This is a genomic window from Spirochaeta isovalerica, assembly GCF_014207565.1.
Lineage (GTDB): Bacteria > Spirochaetota > Spirochaetia > DSM-2461 > DSM-2461 > Spirochaeta_F > Spirochaeta_F isovalerica.
Map to the genome: position 1 here is coordinate 560,705 of NZ_JACHGJ010000002.1, position 18,338 is coordinate 579,042.

Here is an 18,338-nt window from a genome sequence, read left to right on the forward strand (position 1 = left end):
CTGTGCAACTATTTGCTGATGGATAAAACAGTCCAAAGTTAATAAAATGAAGATATGAATACGAGATCTCTGCAGTGTTTCATTATGGTCTATGAGAAAAAAAGTCTCACTGCGGCTGCCAAGGATGCCTATATCTCTCCCCAGGGGCTGAGCAAAGTAATCAAACAGCTTGAGACTGAGCTGGATGCAGAGCTCTTTTTCCGCGGCACCCACGGAATGGAAGCGACCGAATCGGGGGAGCTGCTCTATGCGAGAGCCAGGCACCTCTGCTACCTTATGGAAGATATCAAAAAAGAGATCAGCATCATCAACGGCAGCAGAAATGCTCTGAATATCATCGCTACCTATTCGGCCGTGTCCTCCTATTCTCTTGATACGCTCTACTCTTTCGGCGAAAGGAATCCCGAGATACAGATGACAATTCGTGAGTATCCCGATGCCTCCCCTCTGGAAGATCTCTTTCAGGAACAGGCGGATGCGGGCATTGTTCTCGGCCACGAGAGGATAAGCAATTGCGATTATCAGATTCTCCATTCAGGAGAAACGGTCCTCATTGTGCCCTCCGGCCATATCCTTTCGGGTAGAAAGACCGTTTCCCTCAGAGAGCTTGACGATATGGCGTTGGTCGTCAAGTCTGTCGTCCCGGGAGAAGAACAGGGATTTGCCGATAAATGCCGGGAAGCGGGTATAACTCCGCGAATCAGGTATGAAAGCGAGAATCTAGCCTCAATTCATCATCTTTGCGAACAGAGGGAAGTCGCCGGTATTTCCATTGATTTTCTGGAGGAATCCTTTCCCGACAGATCACTGGAAATTGTGCGGCTAGAAGAGAAAATCCCGCAGAATCTCTATTTCGTTTCCAAACACAGGGAAATACAGAATCAGGCGGTCGAATTGTTCCGCCGATACATTTTGAATCAAAGGATAAAGCTGCGCTGATATGGCTCGGATGAAATACGAAGAACTGATAAGGAAAATGACTCTGGAGGAAAAAGCCTCCCTGATGTCCGGGAAAGATTTCTGGCAATCACAAAATCTTGAAAGGCTGGGCATATTCAGTATGTTTCTGGCAGACGGTCCCCATGGTATCCGCAGGCAGGCTGTCGGGTCGGATCAGATGGGGCTTAACGCTGGAATCCCCGCCACATGTTATCCTACGGAAGCCACTGTCGCAAACAGCTGGAATGAAGATCTGGGGGAACGTGTGGGCTCCTATCTGGGGCTGGAGGCAGTGGCTCAGAAAGTTCACGTACTTCTCGGGCCGGGACTGAATATGAAGAGAAATCCTCTTTGCGGGAGGAATTTCGAGTATTTCAGCGAGGATCCCTATCTGGCCGGGAAGCTGGCCGCCGCATATGTCCGGGGCATACAGTCCCACGGAGTCTCGGCTTGTGTTAAACATTTCTGTGCCAAAAATCAGGAAGAAAGAGCCATGTCCATTGATGTGGTCGTCGACGAAAGAGCCCTCAGGGAGATTTATCTCACCGCTTTTGAAATAGCCGTCAAAGAGGGCAGAACCAGGTCCCTCATGACTTCTTATAACAAACTCAACGGGACGTACACCAATGAAAACAAGCATATACTGCAGGAAATACTGAGGGGCGAGTGGGGATATGAGGGCGCCGTTATTTCCGACTGGGGGGGCAGCAATGACAGAGTCGCCGGTCTGGAAGCGGGGAATGATCTTGAGATGCCTTCCAATGACGGCGAGACGGACAGGGAGATCGTTCTCGCCGTTCAGAATGGTGTTCTCGATGAATCGATACTGGACCGGAGGGTCGACAATCTGCTGGACCTGATCTTCTTTACTGGAAAACTGGAAGATAAGTCCCGGTTCAATTTCGATGTGGAAAAGCATCACCGGATTTCACAGAAGATGGCTGAAGAATCTATCGTCCTTCTGAAGAACGAAGACGCTATCCTTCCCATTCGCTACGATAAAAAGGTGGCTGTAATTGGAGAGTTTGCAAAGACAGCCCGGTATCAGGGGTCAGGATCATCCCGGGTCAATCCCACCATACTGGATAATACGCTCGAATGTTTCGACGAATCGGGTATCCGCATTATCGATTATGCTCCGGGATATAAAAGGTATGGGAGGAAGAGTGGTAAACTCAAGAGGGAAGCCTGTGAGCTTGCCGCCGGCGCAGATATAGTTCTTCTATATCTGGGGCTCGATGAAGCGACCGAGACACAGGGGCTCGACAGGGAAAGCATGTCCCTTCCAGCCAATCAGATAGATCTCCTCGAAGCGGTTTACGAAGTCAACAGCTCCATAGTTGTCTGCCTCTCCAGCGGTTCGGCTATTGAAATGCCCTGGATCGGGAAGGTCAAAGGTCTGCTGCACGGCTATCTCGGGGGACAGGCGGGAGCCCGGGCAATACTCCGTGTTCTTTCCGGCGATGTCAATCCTTCGGGCAAGCTGGCTGAAACCTATCCACTCAAGTATGAAGATGTCCCTTCGGCCGGAAATTTCCCCGGTAGGGAAGTTACTGCCGAGTACAGAGAGTCCCTCTTTATCGGATACCGCTATTACGATACAGCCGGGATCGCTGTTCTATTCCCCTTCGGATACGGTTTGAGCTACACGGAATTTGAATATTCAGATCTGAGAATCAATGATAACGGCATAAGCTTTGATCTGGCCAATGTGGGAAAAGCCGCCGGAATGGAAATAGCCCAGATGTATATCCATTGTTGTTCCGATGCTATTTTCAGACCTTATAAAGAGCTTAAGGGATTTAAGAAGGTTTTTATCAACCCCGGCGAAGTCAAAAACATAACTATACCTTTCGACGATATAAGTTTCCGCTATTTCAACACTCTGACTAACGGGTGGGAAATCGAAGAGGGGGATTATGAAATTCTTGTCGGAGCATCAAGTGCTGACATCAGGTTGAAAGCCTCTATGCATAGGAAAGGTACCGATGCTCCTGTTCCCTACAGAAAGGAAGATCTTCCTTCGTACTTTGAAGGGAAAGCAGCCCATATCGGTGATGAGGAGTTCGAGCAGCTGCTGGGACGGCCTCTTCCTCCTTCCAATTGGGACAGAAAAAGAGATCTGGGATATAATGATACAATTTCTCAATGCCGCTATGCCAGGGGTGTAGCTGGCCGCCTCACTTACTGGATCATCGTCTTTCTCCACTGGTACCTTAAGAGGATTGGACGGCGGAACGAGGCGAATCTCATCATGATGTCGGTCTATCACATGCCTTTCAGGGGCATAGCCAGAATGACCGGCGGATCTGTATCCATGGCAATGGTTGACGGTATGCTTCTCATAGTGAACGGTCGTTTTTTCAGAGGTCTGTTCAAACTTTGGAAAGAGTGGAGAACCAATTCCTCAAAATGAAGAAATACGATTATCTTATTGTCGGTGCCGGGCTTTTCGGAGCTGTCGCAGCCAGGGAGCTGAGCCGTGCCGGAAAAAAATGTCTCATCATCGATAAAAGAGACCATATAGGCGGGAACATCTATACGGAAAGACAAAACGGCATAGATGTACACAAATACGGGGCCCATATCTTTCATACGAACAACAGGAAAGTCTGGGATTATATCAGTAATTTCAGTGAGTTCAATCATTATATAAACAGTCCTCTGGCCAATTTCAAAGGGGAGATTTACAACCTTCCTTTCAATATGAACACTTTTTATGCCATGTGGGGTGTTACGACGCCCGATGAAGCCCGGAAGAAGATCGAAGATCAGAAGCGCGGTCAATATTGCAGAAATCCGTCAAACCTGAAGGAGCAGGCTGTCAATCTGGTCGGACCGGATATCTACGAAAAGCTGATCCGGGGGTATACGGAGAAGCAGTGGGGCCGATCCTGTGAAGATCTGCCGCCTTTTATTATCAAGAGACTTCCCGTACGCTTTACCTATGACAATAATTACTTCAACGCCCGCTTTCAGGGGATACCCGTTGATGGTTATACGAACATCATCTCCAGAATGACTGAAGGGCTGGACATCCGTTTGAACAGTCATTATCTCGACGATAGGGAATTCTGGTCCGGTCAGGCCGGTACGATTGTTTTCACGGGGCCGATTGATTCCTTTTTCGATTATGAACTGGGAACTCTGGAGTACAGAAAAGTCCGCTTTGAAACCCGGATCCTCGACATCCCTGATTTTCAGGGGAATGCCGTTGTCAACTATACAGACAGGGAAACCCCGTTCACGAGGATAATAGAGCACAAGCATTTTAATTTCGGAGAGCAGCCCCATACTGTTATCAGTTACGAGTTCAGCGACGAGTGGAAGAAGGGCGATGAGCCCTATTACCCTGTAAATGATTTGAAAAATTCAGAACTCTACGGGAAATACAGGGAGCTCGCCTCCGGTCTGGACCATGTCATTTTCGGTGGACGTCTCGGAGAGTACAGGTATTATGATATGGACGTAACCATAGAAAGAGCGCTGGAAACTGTTCGAATGCTTTTGAACCGGGAAGGGTAAAGAAATTCCAATTTCAACAGGTTCGATGGCGTTTTTACCGTCCGGACAAACTTCCTGTTCATCATAAGATTCAGCAGGTCAGTTTGAAAAGCTTCAGCTGTTCTTCCGCCGTGTTCATGGCATAATCGAGATCCTCAGAGAGGGAGTTCATCTCGCTGATTCCTCCGGTTATGTCATCCATCCCCCGGTTCATCTCTTTTATTGAACTGTCTATGGATCGTGAAATGGCTGATATTTCCTCCATGACAGAAACCATTTCGCTGTTTACCCTTTTCAAGCGGTTCGACTCGTCTTTCAGATTGATACTGTGGCTGTTCAAATGCTCCATCGTTTGAAGAATCTGCGTTCCCCCCGTATTCAGTTCCGAGGAGTTGTTGGATATCTCGGTGAATGCGTCAATGAGGACAGTAAATTCCCCCTGAATTTCCCTGTAGATGTCCAATGTGAAACCGCTGGCTTCTGTCGCCTTTTCTATATTGGACACAGTTTGGAGCAATACGTTCCTTATGGATTTTGACTGGGCGCTCGATGTTTCGGACAACTTCCGGATTTCATCGGATACTACGGCGAATCCCCGTCCCGCATCGCCGGCATGGGCAGCTTCGATGGCGGCATTCATGGCCAGAAGATTTGTCTGGGCGGCAATTCCCGAAATCAGATTGACCATCTGGTGTATGGTGTCAATATCAGCGTGAATGTCTTTGACAGAGGAAACGGATTCCTGAATTTTCTGGTCGCCCTCGCTGATCTTTTCCCGTAGGTTTTCGGTTCCCTCCTTTCGTCCCCGGGCTATATTTGAGAGATTCCCGATGGAGCTGATCATTTCCGTAACCGAAGCGGTCGTCTCTTCGACTATAGAGACCTGCTCTGACACCTGTGTTTCAAACTGGTTGACACTCCCGTCGAGATTGCCGACTGATTCGCCGGCTCCCCGAATCTGCCTGTCCAGAGAGGTAATCTGTCCGCTGATCGATTTCATACTGGCGGAGATCTGTGTAGTAGCCGTACTGTTTTCCGAAATTGAGGTGATTGTTCCGGTTTTTACAGAATCGGCTTTTCGAATGGATTGTCTCAACGCTACTAGTATTTTTTCCGTCTTCTCTATAAATCCGTTCAGGTTTTCCGCCAGCCCGGCCATCTCATCATTTCCCTTAACGGGCAGCCGTTTAGTCAGATCCCCGTTCCCTTCGTAAAGCTCTTCAACTTTAAGGCTTACAGTACGGATAGGCCTGAGAACGGATCGATAGATGGTCATAAGGATCAGAATCCCGAGGATTCCCCCCGATGCGGCAATAACGTGATAGGTTATAAAGAGATTTTTCCCGTATTTTCTCACATCAGTGTAGTTCCCCTCGGCATTGTTGCGGATTATATCAAAGAGCGAACCCAGTGATTGGGTCATCTTTTCATAGGATTCCTGATAGTTTAGCCCCGGCATTCCTGGCCGTCCTGCTGATACAGCAATGATTTCCGTCTTCCATTTGTAAAAAAACTGTTCTAAATCTTCGAGTTCTTTTTTATCATTGAGGATCGGCCCGTAAATCTCCCTAAAGGATTTTAAGCGGTCTTCCCCGAGGAAAATTTCGTTTTCAATTTCACTTATATGATCATTCTGATTTGAACCGGAGAGAGACTTCGACAGGATATGATCAGCTTTGCCTGCGTGGTTGGCCGTCTGAACAAGTGTATCCAGTGCGGAGAACTGATCTGAGTAGATATGCTCTGTCTTGGAAAGGATATCCATGGTGATGAAGGTGGCAAAGTATGACACCCCGATGAGCAGACAGCTTAAGGTTATGACGAACGTAAATAATCGGAATCGTATGGTCAAAGGAATCTCCTTATATTGGACTTTTTTATCGGTGGGTTTTTTCGTGAACAACCGGCCCTGATATTCGTCGGATTTATCAGGGCCGGTGCTATTTTATAATTCAGATAGTATCAGACCGGTTATTTGATATTCATTCGAGCTTCCTCGATGATATTGAAAGCATCGGGAGTGTTTCTCAGATAATCAGCCAGAGCTTCAGTCGACAGGCTGTTTACAGCAATGATTCCTCCGCCGTAGATGGCAAAGGGTTTATAGTCCGGTGCTCCGGCCCGGCCTGCCGCGCCGATTTGAGCGAGGATGTCGAGAACGGCAGCATTGTATGTCTTTTCCATCCCGGCGGGTTCTCCCCCTATCATCAGATTGGAAATTCTGCTGCCCGCTTCTTTGGACGTGTCGACATCGCAAGTCAGTCCGCTGACCTGCATGAGGAACCCGTTCGGTTCGGGATAGATGGCGAATCCTGCTTCCAGAGAGGCAAGTACTTCTGATCCCGTCATGGGAATGGTCACGACTGATCCGCCCATAGCCAGAATATTGAGTACATCCTGCATCGTCACACCTCCGGCTTCCGCGCTCGACCGGATCCAACCGGCGTTCATGAGAGCGATGTCGGCACCGCTGTCGGAACGGAAGGCATCGGTAACGAGACGGCCGAGATTGGTATCACTTGTGCGGATGACAGCTCGGGTTCCCTCCAGGAATTCCGGAGAAACGGCCAGCACTTCATTGAGAATCGCATCATTTTTGGCTTTGATTTCCGCAAGGACTGCTGAGACTTCAGGATCTTCGGCGTTCTTTAGTTTTTCATCGGTCAAATCTACCAAGCGGGATGTCTTTTCTACGACTTTCCCCCCTTCTACGGTTAGGGAGGCCATTGCAATGTTGCTGGATTCCGATCCTGAATTGATTATCAGAGTCTCTCCGACCATTGTTCCCTCGGGCGTGGAAACATGGTCGTGCCCATCAACTATCAGATCGATGCCTTCTACTTCTTCGGCCAGCCTTTTCGAGGTGAAATCTCTTTCCATTCCCAGGTGGGCCAGGACAATAATCACATCGGCTTTTTCTTTCAGTTCAGGCATAAGCCTGTTTAAAGCGACAACGGGATCTTCATAGGTAAAATCCTTGACGCCGTACTCCGGAGTCACGATCCCGACAAGGGCGATATTTACTTTTTTTATGGTTTTGATCAGGTATGGTTCAAACAGAGCCTCACCATCGGCATAGAGATTGGCTACGATAAAAGGAAAGTTCATCTGCTCTGTCAGTTCGAGAAAGCGTTCAGCACCGAAATCCGTCTCGTGGTTACCCATAGTCATGGCATCGTACTGAACAGAGTTGAGTGCATAGATAGCGCTTTCTCCCCTGTCGAGGTTTGTCGCTGCATTTCCGGCTATTGTATCACCGGCATCGAGAAGAAGGACATCCTGACCTTCTTTTTTCAGCTGATTAACATATCCGGCTACGCGGCTGAAGCCGATACTCGTTTCCGATGGTGTCAGACCGTAGCCATGGGTGTCATTGGTCGAAACTATGTGAAGTGTGAAGTCTTCGGGCTTTCCGCTTGCCATTATTGACGCTGCCGATAGAAGCAGAACCGAGGCAAGCAGGAGTGCCTTTTTAAAATTTGTTTTCATTTCTTCTCCTTAATGGAGCCGGTAGCGTCTTCCCGAGAATCGGGTCCGCAACCGGCTATGTTTAGCAAAAAGCTATTAGATGTTACTGTCGAAAAAGCGGATCATTTCCTTCAGATAGGTTTTCCCTGTGCTGTTGAAAACCCCCTGAACCATGGGGTCCGGCTTCCAGTCGAAGTAGGCATGGCTGGCTCCGGGCACTTCAATGTACTCGGCGGCCTGGCCGGCCTGCTCCAGCGCAGCGACATAGCCCTGAACCGCTGCGGGCGGTATAATAGGATCCTCACTGCCTATCTGGCATTGCTGAGGGGGAAGACGTCGTTCTGACGCATTTGGAATATGGGTCATCGGAGAGAGCTGGGCAAACCATGCCTCGTTTCCTTCTGCAGGAATAAGACCGGGCATCTCCTCAGCCATAGCCGGCGCCAGAGTGAAAACTCCATAGCTGGGCGCGGCTACTTTAACGGAATCCATAATTCCCTTTCTGACTGCTGCCACTTCGCTTTCGGCCACACCTGTCGGCCAGAACTCGAAGTTCATTCCGTCAAATCCACCGGTCCCTATCATATGGGGCATATTGGCTACAACAGCGGCCAGATGTCCGCCTGCGCTGTCTCCGGTCACGGCGAGCCTGCCGGGGTCTCCGCCGTATTCTGCTGCATTTTTCCTGATATGGGCGATAGCTCCGAAAACATCTTCGATTACGTCAACCAGAGAATTCCCGACCAGATTTCCGCTGGAATCGAGGTCATTGAGAAGGCGGTAATCGAGGGCAAAGGCCACGTATTTTCCGGTTTTGGCAATTTCCCTTCCCATTCCTCGCATAATGTCTTCGGTATTGGCGCTCCAGCCTCCTCCGTGAATGATAACGACAGAAGGCAGATCTTTTGCTCCTTCCGGTGCGTATACATCATATACAAGGGATTTGTCCCCGACCCGGGCATATTCAATATTCTGGGTTACTTCAATACCGTCGAGTTCGCTTTCCTTTATAAAAGATGCTCCCAGTTTATAGATATTGGATGGTCCGTAGGTCTGAAACCGTCCGTCTGCTGGATCGACGGTAAGGGTCCAGGTCGATTCGGTCGATTCCATGAAGTACCCGTAGTTATAGGCTTCAATGATCCAGATCATTTTGTAGATCGAATCGACCGCGTATCCCTCATCGGGTGTGGCCGTAAGGGTAAACTGTGTTCCGGCCTTGACCAGTCCGTCGGCGGGGATCGGCGGTTCGACAGTTACGGTACCGTTGACCGCTTCGTCGAGAACCACTTTGTAGTATACCTCTTCAGAATCCATGGCAGCTGCCCCGTTCTGTTCATCTGCCGGTTTTTCCGGCTGAGTCGCACATGATGCGACTAGAAATGCTGTAAATAAAAATGTTAGTAATAAACTGGATGAATGAAAAAATTTCTTCATTGAATGTACTCCTTTCAATGAAAATCCGTTTCCGGGGGGCGGTACCTGTGACGAACCGCCGCCCGGATTAAATCATTAGACTTGTCTACTGATTTCAGTAGGAAGTCAAACCATCTCCCATTTTGAAGGTCTGGTTAGCTGAATCGTTGGGCAGATCTTCAAACTGGGCATATACGTCGGCATCAGAGGCTGGTATGGCCATGGGAAGCTTCCCTGCAGGCTGAACCGACTTATCCTGAACCATGTCCTTCATCTGGAACACAATGTCCAGAACAGCTTTGTCTGTAGCTCCGAAGTCAACAAGAAGTGTGTCAATATCATCAATATAGGGTTCGATAATGAACGGTCTGATCATATGAACGTCAAGAATCAGTTTAGCTTTGCTGTCCATGGATGCCACTGTATTGAGGAAGTCCTCCTTGACTGCCGTCCATACAGCTGTATTGCTCGCGGAACCGAGAGCTCCGAAGGGATGGTCTCCCTGTTCGGACAGGGTAGAGCTCGGGCTCTGGGTGTCATGGTCGTAGACGTAGATCTCTCCGTCCCATGAAAGGGGAGCTCCTCCGTCGAGTCCGAAATACATTCCCTGACGGGCGCTGACTCTTTTTATGACGTAATCGGCATCTGCTGCATTTTCCACTACTGTGAAAGCGGGAACTGCTGCCGCGTAGGCTTCGATTTCATCGCTGTCGTATCCGATATAGCTTACCTGAATTCCCGGTGTGTCGTTCAGATCTTCTGTCGAAGCGTCGAGGGGAAGGATGGAATCGTCATTTTTCAGCAGAGTGATGGCCTGTTTCATCAGCTCTTCCCCCCGCTTTCTGTTCGCCTCGGCAATGGCCAGAGCTTCCTGTGGATCGGAGTAGGGGTTTTCGAAGGCTCCGACTTTAAAAGCCAGTTCCAGAACTTTAACGGCCGCTTCATCGATGACTTCTTCGGTGATATAGCCCTCATCGAGTGCTTCCATCCAGTAGTCCGGTGCTCCCATTCCAACCTGGTGGGAACCGGCTGCTGCGAAATCGGCGATCCTCTGGCCCCGCGGTTTGTCCCATTCGTCTCCCCAGGCCATGGCGAAACCGAACATCCCGTACATAGGACTTTCCTCTCCATCGAGAGTTCCCCAGTCAGAGGTGACCAGACCGTCCCATTTGATTTCATCTCTCAGAATATCCTGCATGAGAATCTTCGAGTAGGCGGCGGGAACATTTTCGATCTGTTTTCCCTTGTAGGTTGTTTCGATAATGCTGTAATTGGGCATTAAAGCGGCCGGATTGGCTTCAAGAGCTTTCCGCATTGTATTTAGGTGCATTTGCAGATTGTTTCCGGGGTAGATATTGGATCGACCGGGATAGGAATGGCTGTCCATTCCGCCTTCGTTGGGACCGGCACCGGGGAAGTGCTTGATAGTTGCCGCGACGCCCTTTTCCGGGTCGACACCGTCATCTCTGCCCTGAAGTCCCTGAATGTAGGCTTTGGCCAGTTCTCCCACCAGTTCCGCATCGGAACCGAACGTATGTCCGACTCTGGCCCACATGGGTTCGGAGGCGATATCTGCCAGAGGTCCAAGGAGCAGTCTGGCTCCGGCGGAACGGAATTCTTCAGCCTGCATGGCTCCCACTTCTCTGGCAATTTCAGGATCTCCGATCGCACCTAGACCCAGAAGAAGGGGAAAGGGGGTGAAGGACGTATTCTGAGCATCGCCGCCTTTAAATTCCGTACTGTTCTCATTGGTACCGGCTTCGTGGACGGGATCGGTGATTATCACCATGGGAACTCCCAGAGGTGTTGCCGCCGCAATTTTCTGAAGCTCGTTGTGATACTTCGCGTAAACTGCTGAATCACCCGCATAACCCCATCTTGTCAGATTGAAACGGATATGTTCCTGAGTGATCTTGATCTTGTTCTCAAACGAAACGGTTCCGTTGTCGTCAGTCGGCCCGCCGATAAAGTCCTTTTCGGCAAGCAGAGCCGCTTTGGCTTCCGTTTCCATTTTCGATACAAGATCCCGCGCCCTTTCAAGGGGAGAGAGTCTCCAGTCCTCGTAGGGGTCCAGCTGCCCGTCTTTGCTGGCATCGCGGAAACGGAAATTATCCACGGTAATTTCCGTGACTCCGGTTCCTTCGGCGATACCGATTTCCGGCTGCACATAGGTCTCTCTGCTTCCACATGATACGAATATCATACCGGCAGATAAACACAGCAGTGCCAAACTTTTTTTCATATTTTTCCTCCTGGATAAAAGTTGAAAAGTTAAATAAGAGAAGGAAGCCGCCCCGCCAACCGGGGCGGCCAGTAAAAAAGGAGTAATGAAGTGCAGCTGATTATCAGCCGCCGTATCCGCCCATAGAGGCGTAGTTCAGGCCGTAACCGATTTCATAAACCGGGTTGGCCGTATCTCCGGGAACATCTTCGAGCTGAGCTTCGACCGAAGCATCATCTCTCGGGAATTCAACGGGTAATCTTCCCTGCGGTTTGTTGCCGTTCTGCCAGAAGATAATATCAAGGAATGCTTTATCGGTAGCTGCGAAGTCGATGATCATAGCGTCAACTTTGTCATGAAAATCTGTAACGATTCCGGGACGTGAAGCTGTCATCCCTATGATCACTTTCATACCGGGGTAGGCTTCTTTGGCCGCGAGAGCCTTGTCAACGACGGCTTTGCTTTCCAGACCGCCCAGGTATGTATGAAATCCCTGTCCTATGAATCCGCTTTCTCCGCCGACCTGACTCCAGTCATTAAATTTCCAGGCTCCGAATTCCGCGAATCCTTCTGAGAAATGACTATTAACTTTTACAGCTTTATCTGTATAAGCCTGCTTATCGTGATCCCATACCATCACAGGGCCGTCGAAGGACAGAGGTGTTCCCCCCTGAGTTCCGAAGTAGGTGGCTCCTCTGGAGAACATCCGGGCGATGTAGAGATCGGCTTTTTCGGGACTGTCGACGAAGTTGATATTCAGGTACTGGGTCTCTGTTGAAAATGCTTTTGTTCTGCTCTGTCCGCTGTCCGCTTCGGGGTAGACTGAATCGAAATAGACATCGACTACGCCGTTCCCGTTTCTATCTACCGAGCTTATATATTCATCGCTGGTTCCCAGTACGGGAAGCATGGCCAGGTTTTCTGCCACATCTTTGTTTTCTGTCAGAACCATGGCTTTTTTCATGGCTGCTTCACCGGCTGCATATCTCGATCTGAGCTCATCTCCTTCGGGATCCCAGAATTTCTCCGCTTCATCGAGGTCGACATAGGGGTTTTCAAAAAGACCGAGCTTGAACTGAAGCTCAAGGGATTTTCTGGCTCCTTCATCGATTTTTTCCTGGGAGATCAAACCGAGCTCAAAGGCTTCACGCCAGTTTTCCGTGTAGTCTGTTCCGCCATACTGATAGGTACCGGCGTTGAACATCTCGGCGAAGATCTCCGGTTTCTCCTGAATGTCCATATGACCCCAGGCACTGCTTTTGGCGATTCCCCAGTCGGAAACGACAGAACCGTCAAATCCCATTTCATCTCTGAGCAGATCGGTCATGATTTTTGTGGAAAATGCAGCGCCTTCATCAACGGGTTTTCCATCGATGACATCTTTGTACTCTTCTACATCAATGATGCTGTAGCAAGCCATAACTGAAGTGGCTCCTGCGTCGATGGCGGCCTGAAAGGGCTTTAGGTGTTCATCCAGGTTGTTCCCCGGGAAAACGCTCCACTGACCGGCTGCCGTATGACTGTCCATTCCCTCTACTACGGAACCCGAACCGGGAATATGTTTGACTGTTGTCGCCATAGCTTCGGGATCGAGGGTCGAACCGCCCTGCATCGCTTTTATAAGAACACTCATGTGCTTGGCCGCCGCGTCTCCGTTGGCGTGAAGCAGATGCTGTATCCGGCCCCATCTCGGTTCAGTGGCAATATCAGCCTGAGGGCCGAGAAGCATGTGATGGCCGGACATCCTCATTTCATCAGCTACTGTCTGGCCGAATGCTTTGGTTGTTTTAAGGTCGTCAGCCGCTCCCAGACCGAGGTAAAAAGGCCATTTTGATAGGCGTGAGGGCCACATGTCATCCCCGTTGAAACCGGAGTGAAGGGGATCGGAACTTATAATAACGGGAATTCCGAACTCAGTGCGTTCAGCCAGACCCTGGAGGTTGTTGTTGAATTTTACCTCGTCCAGAGGAGACAGTTCGAGCTGATCATTGATATATCTCGCTCCATTTTTTATCATAGAGAAGGGAACAGAATTGGACGGTCCGAAGGCGGTCATAACAGTCCGTTCAATTGTACCGTCTGCATTCAGTCCTTCGAGGCCGTAGTACAGTCTGTCGTCCGATGTGTCTTCCGTTCCTTTATCATCTTTGGTCATGGCTGTATTGCCTGATTCTCCCAGCCAGTTGAAAAGTCCGGCTTTCATATCGTTTGTCATACGGGCAACGAGGTCAGCCGCTCTCTCCTGAGGCGACAGACGCCAGTCTTCATAGGGTTCGAGTTTGCCGTTCCCGTTAGAGTCTTTAAACAGCAGCTTGCTCTTCCTGATAATATCTTTCTCAACGCCTGTGTTGAGAACTGGATCTGTTCCTTCGGAAGGAAGATCGGAATTGTTTGCCAGGTAGTCCTGGTAAAGACCGATTTCCGGCTGTTTACTGTAAATGCTGTTTTCAAAGGGATCTTTATTGCAGCCTGTTACTGTAAGCACCAGGATAATCGAGCTGATTAGCAAAATCGAGTTTCTCACTGATTTGCACCTCCTTAAATTATGTAATCACCGTATCATGTGTTTTTTAAGGAGGCTATCAGCGTTCTGTTGCGGGGGGGCAACCATAAGTTTACGGGTCAACTAATGGTTTCCTCCCCGAAACAACTAGCTGATGGCTCTATGAAAAAAGCCATGATATAGTCGGCTTACAAATTAAAAAGGGACCGGTAAATGAAGTTTGAACAAATAATTAAAGAAATGACACTGGAGGAAAAAGCCTCTCTGATGTCCGGAAAAGACTTCTGGCAGTCCCGGGATATTCCGAAGCACGGGATTCCCTCCATGTTTCTTGCTGACGGACCGCACGGACTGAGGAAACAGGCCGTGGCGGCCGACCATCTCGGTTTGAACGAAAGCATTCCTGCGACTTGCTTTCCTACGGCCGCAACAGTGGCGAACAGCTGGAATGAAAAGCTGGGAGAGGAAGTGGGCAAAGCTCTGGGTGAGGAAGCTGCTGCCCAGAAAGTCAATGTGCTTTTGGGACCGGGTATCAATATTAAAAGAAATCCACTTTGCGGCCGGAATTTTGAATATTTCAGTGAAGATCCAATTCTGGCAGGAAAAATGGCTGCTTCGTATATAAGAGGGATTCAGTCCAAAGGCGTTTCGGCTTGCGTGAAGCATTTCTGTGTGAATAACCAGGAAACCAATCGAATGGCTGTCGATGCTATTGTCGATGAACGGACACTCCGGGAAATCTATCTGACGGCATTTGAAATTGCAGTCAAGGAAGGGAATGTCTCCACTGTCATGTCTGCGTATAATAAGCTGAACGGGACCTATACCAATGAAAATGTTCATATACTAAAGGATATTCTCAGAGATGAATGGGGATTTCAGGGTTGTGTCGTGACGGACTGGGGCGGCGGTAATGACAGAGTTGAGGGACTTAAAGCCGGCAATGAGCTGGAGATGCCTACAACTGGCGGAGAAACTAACCGCGAAATTGTTGAAGCTGTGAAAAAAGGTCAACTCGAGGAGTCTGTTCTGGATAAAGCAGTGGACCGGCTGCTGGAACTGGCATTTCGAACGGACAAATATCTTTCACAGACTGATCAAACGATAAATTGGGATAAACACCATGCTCTGGCACGTAAAGCGGCAGAAGAATCAATAGTCCTACTTAAAAACGAAGAGGACATTCTACCTTTAAAAGAAACTGACACTATAGCGCTAATCGGAGAATTTGCCGAAAGAGCCCGTTTTCAGGGAGCCGGTTCATCCATTGTGAACCCTAAAAAGCTCGATTCCTTTCTATTTCTCTGTAAAAAATCCTCATTATCTTTAAACGGTTTTGCCAGAGGATACGAGAGATTCGGCCGCAGAAACAGGAAACTGGTTCGTGAAGCCTGTGCTCTGGCCGGTAAAAGCGATAAAATTCTGCTTTTTCTGGGGCTCGATGAGTATACAGAAGTGGAAGGACTGGATAGAAAGGACATGTCAATTCCTTCCAATCAGCTGAATCTGCTCGAAGCACTGCGTGAAGTAAATCCAAACATCATTGTCATTTTGTCCAGCGGCTCCGTTGTGGAAATGACCTGGGTCAAAGACGCAAAGGGGGTTCTTCACGGATATCTGTCCGGTCAGGCAGGAGCGGGAGCCCTTATCAATATTTTAACCGGAGAAGTAAATCCTTCGGGTAAACTGGCGGAGACATATCCCTTGAGTTATAAGGACACACCTTCGGCACCTTTTTTTCCGGGGAAAGAGGCAACTGTGGAATATCGCGAAGGGCTTTATGTGGGGTATCGGTATTTCAGTACTCTTAATAAAAAAGTCATGTTTCCCTTCGGCTTTGGCCTGAGTTACACAGATTTCTCCTATACCTTACTGGATATTGATGAAAATGGTGTGTCCTTTACACTTGTAAACACAGGGAAAAAAGCCGGTTCGGAAGTGGCTCAGCTCTATATATCCCGAATTTCAGAAGAAGTCTTCAGGCCAATCATCGAGCTTAAAGGGTTTGTCAAAGTGTTTCTGGAGCCCGGAGAATCAAAACAGGTAAAGATTGATTTTGATGATAAGAGCTTCCGGTATTTTAATGAAAAATCAAATCAATGGGAAATCGAAGGCGGGGATTACGAAATAATAATCGGTGCGTCCAGTTCCGATATAAAGCTCTCGGGACATCTGTACCTGGAGGGAAGCAACGCCGAAACGCCATATGAGAAGGGATCTCTTCCCGCCTATTTCAGCGGAAGAGTGGAAAATGTTGAGAAGGAGGAATTCGAAATGCTTCTGGGACGCAAGGTCCCTTCGCCTCAATGGGATAGAAACAGAGAGCTGGGCTACAATGATACTATAGCCCAGTGCCGCTATTCAAAGGGCCTTTTTGCCCGGTTCGCCTTTTATCTGATTGTATTTGCTCACAAATTTCTCAAAGGAATAGGGAAAAGAGATACGGCTAATCTTATCATGATGTCCGTGTACTACATGCCCTTCCGCGGAATGTCCCGCATGACCGGCGGAATCATTACCATGCCAATGCTCGATGGGATCCTGCTTATGGCAAACGGACATTTTTTCAAAGGGCTGACTAAGGTCCTGTCGGAAAACAGAAAGAAAAACAGGAGTTAACATATAAATGATTGTGGAAAAGAATGCAAATAAAGGGGCCTGGGGCGCTCTTAAAGAATTCTGGAAGAACTTTGTCGCCAAACACCCCAACATCGCCCAGTTTCTCGTCTTTTTTCTATTGAGCAACGGAGTCACGGTTCTTCAGATGCTGCTGATGCCTGTTCTCAGAGAAATCTTCGAGCAGACATCGCTTATCGATACGACTTTTCAGATTCTTCAGGTCGGGAGAAATCTCGACGGCAGCGATTACTATATTTTCAATTATCCCGCCGGACTGATTTCTCAGGGCGGGGGCGGCGGACTGGCTTATTTTCTGGCCGTGGAGATCACTCTTCTCACGGCCCAGGTCATCAATTTCTTCGCCCAGAGAAATATCACTTTCAAATCGAACGGCAATATCTGGTGGTCCGCTTTCTGGTATTTCATCGCCTATATCGGCATCACCTTTGCCGCCGCCGCCGCACAGGGATTCTATAAAATCCCCATTTACAATCTGCTTATGAATACCTGGGGTCTCGGTGCAGCCGGAGAGAAAACAGCCGATGTCATCACCATGATTATCAACGCGGCTATTTCATTCTGGATCTTCTTCCCCATTTTTAAGATCATTTTCAGGAGAAAACCGGAAAATGACGAATAAGATCCTGACGGTCGTTGTGCCGAGTTACAATTCACAGGACTATCTGCACCGTTGCATAGATTCCCTGTTGGCCTGTAAGGACGATTCTCTTGAAATTCTGATTGTCAACGACGGATCCCGGGACAGAACCGATGCCATTGCCGATGCCTATATGAGGAATAACCCGGGAATCGTCAGAGCCATCCATCAGGAAAACAAAGGTCATGGAGGAGCTGTCAATAGGGGAATCAGCCATGCGAAGGGAAAGTTTCTCAAGGTCGTAGATAGTGATGACTGGGTCGATCTCCCGTCCCTCCAGTCCATTTTAGACAAACTGAAGGAACTGGATGACCAGGGCAAAACTCTGGACCTGCTGATCAGCAACTTCGTCTATGAGAAAGAAGGAGCCCGGTTTAAGAAGACGGTCCGCTATAAATCGGTTTTCCCCGAGGGGAAAATCTTCGGATGGCATGAATCAAGGTCCTTCCGCAAAGGTCAGTACATGCTGATGCACTCGATGATCTACCGGACCGGGCTGCTGAGGGAATGCGGCCTCAAACTGCCGGAGCATACATTCTATGTGGACAATCTCTTTGCCTTTGTTCCGCTGAACCATGTGCGGTCCCTCTATTACATCGATGTTAATTTCTACCGCTATTATATCGGCCGTGCCGATCAGTCTGTCAATGAATCAGTCATGATCAGTAGGATCGACCAGCAGCTGAAAGTGAACCAGATGATGCTTGACCATATGCTGACCAGTACGGTTTTCAACCATAAGCTGAAGAAATACATGCGACATTATCTGGAGATTATTATGACAGTTTCCAGTATTCTTCTGATCCGCTCCCGGCAGAAGGAGCATCTCGTTCAGAAAACGGATCTCTGGCATTCCGTCAAGTACAGGGACAGAGGACTCTACATGAGCCTCCGCTTCGGTATTCTCGGATTGATTACCCATCTTCCCGGGAAGATCGGAAGAAAAATATCTATCGGAATTTACAAACTCACTCAGTTGGTCGTGGGTTTCAACTAAAAAAGGAGACAAG

The 18,338-nt window shown here is 48.8% G+C and carries 11 protein-coding genes; 6 read left to right on the plus strand and 5 right to left on the minus strand.

From position 1 onward, the window contains the following. Window positions 1-54 precede the first annotated feature (54 nt). From HNR50_RS07445 to glf, 3 genes are read left to right on the plus strand one after another with little or no spacing between them, the layout of a single operon-like run. Window positions 55-939, plus strand: a complete 885-nt coding sequence (locus HNR50_RS07445) for a LysR family transcriptional regulator (RefSeq protein WP_184745430.1) — start codon at window positions 55-57, stop codon at window positions 937-939. 1 nt (window position 940) lies between these two features. Beyond that, a complete protein-coding gene (locus HNR50_RS07450) occupies window positions 941-3,355 on the plus strand; it encodes a beta-glucosidase family protein (protein ID WP_221439829.1) in 2,415 nt (804 codons plus the stop codon). Continuing rightward, a complete protein-coding gene (gene glf / locus HNR50_RS07455) occupies window positions 3,352-4,464 on the plus strand; it encodes a UDP-galactopyranose mutase (protein ID WP_184745432.1) in 1,113 nt (370 codons plus the stop codon). Before HNR50_RS07450 ends, glf begins: the two co-directional genes overlap by 4 nt. Window positions 4,465-4,534: 70 nt before the next feature. On the opposite strand, the gene HNR50_RS07460 is transcribed toward glf, so the two are convergent. From HNR50_RS07460 to HNR50_RS07480, 5 genes are all read right to left on the minus strand, one after another. Then, complete coding sequence (locus tag HNR50_RS07460) at window positions 4,535-6,295, minus strand: methyl-accepting chemotaxis protein (RefSeq protein WP_184745435.1); 1,761 nt, start codon at window positions 6,293-6,295, stop codon at window positions 4,535-4,537. Window positions 6,296-6,414: 119 nt separating this feature from the next. Then, window positions 6,415-7,932 (minus strand): bifunctional metallophosphatase/5'-nucleotidase, encoded by a 1,518-nt coding sequence (locus HNR50_RS07465; protein WP_184745437.1) that lies wholly within the window; start codon window positions 7,930-7,932, stop codon window positions 6,415-6,417. Window positions 7,933-8,007: 75 nt separating this feature from the next. Beyond that, window positions 8,008-9,348 carry an alpha/beta hydrolase fold domain-containing protein gene (locus tag HNR50_RS07470; RefSeq protein WP_184745439.1) on the minus strand — a complete coding sequence of 447 codons (1,341 nt, stop codon included), beginning with the start codon at window positions 9,346-9,348 and terminating at the stop codon, window positions 8,008-8,010. Between the two features lie 94 nt (window positions 9,349-9,442). Then, window positions 9,443-11,569, minus strand: a complete 2,127-nt coding sequence (locus HNR50_RS07475) for a glycoside hydrolase family 3 protein (RefSeq protein ID WP_184745441.1) — start codon at window positions 11,567-11,569, stop codon at window positions 9,443-9,445. Between the two features lie 103 nt (window positions 11,570-11,672). Next, window positions 11,673-14,072 (minus strand): glycoside hydrolase family 3 N-terminal domain-containing protein, encoded by a 2,400-nt coding sequence (locus HNR50_RS07480; RefSeq protein WP_184745443.1) that lies wholly within the window; start codon window positions 14,070-14,072, stop codon window positions 11,673-11,675. A 192-nt stretch (window positions 14,073-14,264) separates the two neighbouring features. On the opposite strand from HNR50_RS07480, the gene HNR50_RS07485 reads away from it, so the two are divergent. Genes HNR50_RS07485 through HNR50_RS07495 form a run of 3 tightly spaced genes read left to right on the plus strand, consistent with a single transcriptional unit; the run spans window position 14,265 to window position 18,325 of the window. Continuing rightward, the gene (locus HNR50_RS07485; protein WP_184745445.1) at window positions 14,265-16,670 is read left to right on the plus strand and encodes a glycoside hydrolase family 3 C-terminal domain-containing protein; all 2,406 of its coding nucleotides are present in this window, start codon (window positions 14,265-14,267) and stop codon (window positions 16,668-16,670) included. A 7-nt stretch (window positions 16,671-16,677) separates the two neighbouring features. After that, window positions 16,678-17,310 (plus strand): hypothetical protein, encoded by a 633-nt coding sequence (locus HNR50_RS07490; RefSeq protein ID WP_184745447.1) that lies wholly within the window; start codon window positions 16,678-16,680, stop codon window positions 17,308-17,310. Next, window positions 17,300-18,325 (plus strand): glycosyltransferase family 2 protein, encoded by a 1,026-nt coding sequence (locus HNR50_RS07495; protein ID WP_184745449.1) that lies wholly within the window; start codon window positions 17,300-17,302, stop codon window positions 18,323-18,325. Before HNR50_RS07490 ends, HNR50_RS07495 begins: the two co-directional genes overlap by 11 nt. The last annotated feature ends 13 nt before the right edge of the window (window positions 18,326-18,338 follow it).

Coding starts and splice junctions, on each gene's coding strand:
- HNR50_RS07445 (WP_184745430.1), top strand. CDS start 55: ATGAATACGAGATCTCTGCAGTGTTTCATTATGGTCTATGAGAAAAAA.
- HNR50_RS07450 (WP_221439829.1), top strand. CDS start 941: ATGGCTCGGATGAAATACGAAGAACTGATAAGGAAAATGACTCTGGAG.
- glf (WP_184745432.1), top strand. CDS start 3,352: ATGAAGAAATACGATTATCTTATTGTCGGTGCCGGGCTTTTCGGAGCT.
- HNR50_RS07465 (WP_184745437.1), bottom strand. CDS start 7,932: ATGAAAACAAATTTTAAAAAGGCACTCCTGCTTGCCTCGGTTCTGCTT.
- HNR50_RS07470 (WP_184745439.1), bottom strand. CDS start 9,348: ATGAAGAAATTTTTTCATTCATCCAGTTTATTACTAACATTTTTATTT.
- HNR50_RS07475 (WP_184745441.1), bottom strand. CDS start 11,569: ATGAAAAAAAGTTTGGCACTGCTGTGTTTATCTGCCGGTATGATATTC.
- HNR50_RS07485 (WP_184745445.1), top strand. CDS start 14,265: ATGAAGTTTGAACAAATAATTAAAGAAATGACACTGGAGGAAAAAGCC.
- HNR50_RS07490 (WP_184745447.1), top strand. CDS start 16,678: ATGATTGTGGAAAAGAATGCAAATAAAGGGGCCTGGGGCGCTCTTAAA.
- HNR50_RS07495 (WP_184745449.1), top strand. CDS start 17,300: ATGACGAATAAGATCCTGACGGTCGTTGTGCCGAGTTACAATTCACAG.